The sequence below is a fragment of the Streptomyces sp. NPDC048411 genome (assembly GCF_040704695.1).
GTDB lineage: Bacteria > Actinomycetota > Actinomycetes > Streptomycetales > Streptomycetaceae > Streptomyces.
Window position 1 is genome coordinate 1 of record NZ_JBEZKL010000288.1, and the last position, 2473, is coordinate 2473.

Here is a 2473-nt window from a genome sequence, read left to right on the forward strand (position 1 = left end):
GCACAGCGCGAGCCGGGCCAGGTGGCCGGACGAGGTCAGCGCACGCAGCGCCGCCGCCGTCGCGCCGGGGTGACACCTTCACCCGCGGACACGGCCGCGCAGCATCCGTCCCCGGACGCAGCTGTGCCCGGCGCCTGCATCGGCGCCGGGCACAGGCTCGGGCGGCGTGGTGCTACGCGCGGCCCGCCGTCTTCTGGGTGCGGCGCGAGACCGAGTCGATGACCACTGCGGCCAGCAGAACAGCGCCTGTGATCATGTACTGAATGGCATTCGCCATACCGATCATGTTCAGGCCCTGCTGGATCGACTGGATCACGATCATGCCGAGCAGCGCGGACCAGACCTTGCCCCGGCCGCCGAAGAGGCTGGTGCCGCCGATGACGGCGGCCGCGATGACCAGCATCAGCGTATTGCCACCGCCGACGCTCTTGGTGGCACCGCCCGACAGGCTTGCGATGAAGAGACCGCCGAAGGCGCCCAGCATTCCGGAGAGCGCGAAGACGGTGATCCGGACCCGGTCGACGTTGATACCGGCGCGTCGCGCCGCTTCCGGGTTGCCGCCCACCGCGAAGACCTGGCGGCCGAAGGTGGTCCGGCGGGCCACGAAGTCCGCGACGACCAGCACGGCTAGGAAGAGCACCAGGGCCAGCGGCAGGCCGCGGGCGCCCGAAGGCTCGTTCAGCACGTACGCGACGACGAAGCACAGGACCGCGACGACACCCGTACGGAGCACGATCTCGGTGGTCGGACGGGCAGGCAGGCCCGCGGCCTTGCGGCGCCTGCTGTCCATCAGGAGCGAGGCGGCGTACGCGAGGACGGCGACCAGGGCGAGACCGTATCCGGCGGCCTTGTCCTCGAAGAAGTAGTTGGTCAGGTTCTCGACGATGCTGCCGGACGGCGTGTTGATCGAGCCCTCACCGCCCATCATCCACTCCTGCAGACCGCTCCAGCCGAGGAAGCCCGCCAGGGTGACGACGAAGGCCGGCACCCCGATCTTGGCGAAGAAGAAGCCGTGCAGGGCGCCGAGCGCCATGCCGGAGAGCACAGCGACGAGAACCGCCAGCCAGTCGTTCCAGCCGTGGTTGACGTTGAGCACGGCCCAGACGGCCGCGCCGACACCGGCGACCGAGCCGACGGACAGGTCGATCTCGCCGAGCACCAGCACGAAGACGATGCCGACCGCCATGATGCCGAGGCCGGAACTGTAGACGGCGATGTTGGCGACGGAGCTGGCGGAGAGGAAGTTGCTGTTCTGGAACTGGAAGACGATCGCGATGACGATCAGACCGACGAAGACCGGCAGCGAGCCGAGCTCGCCGCCGCGCAACTTGCGGGTGAACTCGGACCAGTAGCCCTTGAAGCCCTCTTCGCGGATGAGCAGGCGCGGGTCCACGGCGGGGATGGGGGCCGCCGACTGCTCGGCTGCCGCTGCCGCTTCGGCGGCGGGCTTGGCGGTGGAAGTCCCGGGGGTCTTGGCGAGGTCGCTCACTTCGCGTCCTCCTTCGTGGCTGTGCGTGCCTGACGGCGCGTGACGGCATTGTCCGTGGCGCCGGTGATCGCGGAGATGATCTCCTCGTGGGAGGTGGTCGCCACGTCGAAGACTCCGTTGTTGCGGCCCAGCCGCAGCACCGCCACCCTGTTCGCGACGGCGCGCACATCGGCCATGTTGTGGCTGATGAGGATGACCCCGTGACCGCGCTCGCGCAGCCGCTCGACGAGGTCGAGGACCTGGGCGGTCTGCTCGACACCGAGGGCCGCGGTCGGCTCGTCGAGGATGACGACCTTGGGGTCACCGATCAGGGCGCGGGCGATGGCCACGACCTGACGCTGACCGCCGGAGAGCGAGGCGACCGGGATACGGACGCTGGGTATCCGGATGGACAGCGTGTCCAGCAGTTCCTTGGCGCGCTTCTCCATCGCGATCTCGTCGAGAACGGAGGCCTTGCGCAGTTCGCTGCCGAGGAAGAGGTTGGCGACCACATCGAGGTTGTCGCAGAGAGCCAAGTCCTGGTAGACGGTGGCGACTCCGAGCTCCTGGGCGTCGTTCGGCCGGTTGATCCGGACCGTCTCGCCCTCCCACTCGATGGCGCCTTCGTCAATCGGGTGGACGCCCGAAATGGTCTTGACGAGGGTGGACTTGCCGGCGCCGTTGTCGCCGACCAGGGCAACTACCTCGCCGGAGTGAATCTCCAGGTCCACGTCGGTGAGCGCCTGAACGGCGCCGAACCGCTTGGAGATTCCGCGCAACGCCAGCACGGGCGTAGCGGACACGTGAATCATCTCCTTCGCCGCCTGACCGGCGGGGATGGTGCTGCTGAACACAGGGGGTAGGGCCGTCGTCGGACCGTTGTCGTGAGACGCAGGGCCATCGCGCGACAGACGGCGGGGCTGGAACCATGCAGGATCCGGGCGCAGCGCCTCGTTCAGGTCACGAGGGTTCTTCTTCGGCAGGGCGAAGTTCTGGCCGATCAGG

General features: G+C 68.6%; 2 protein-coding genes. Both read right to left on the reverse strand.

Annotated elements, in window-relative coordinates; all coding sequences use genetic code 11:
• Positions 1–172: 172 nt before the first annotated feature.
• Positions 173–1402 carry a sugar ABC transporter permease gene (locus AB0915_RS39010; protein ID WP_366696124.1) on the reverse strand — a complete coding sequence of 410 codons (1230 nt, stop codon included), beginning with the start codon at positions 1400–1402 and terminating at the stop codon, positions 173–175.
• 83 nt (positions 1403–1485) lie between these two features.
• Positions 1486–2280 (reverse strand): ATP-binding cassette domain-containing protein, encoded by a 795-nt coding sequence (locus AB0915_RS39015; protein WP_366696125.1) that lies wholly within the window; start codon positions 2278–2280, stop codon positions 1486–1488.
• Between the last annotated feature and the right edge of the window lie 193 nt (positions 2281–2473).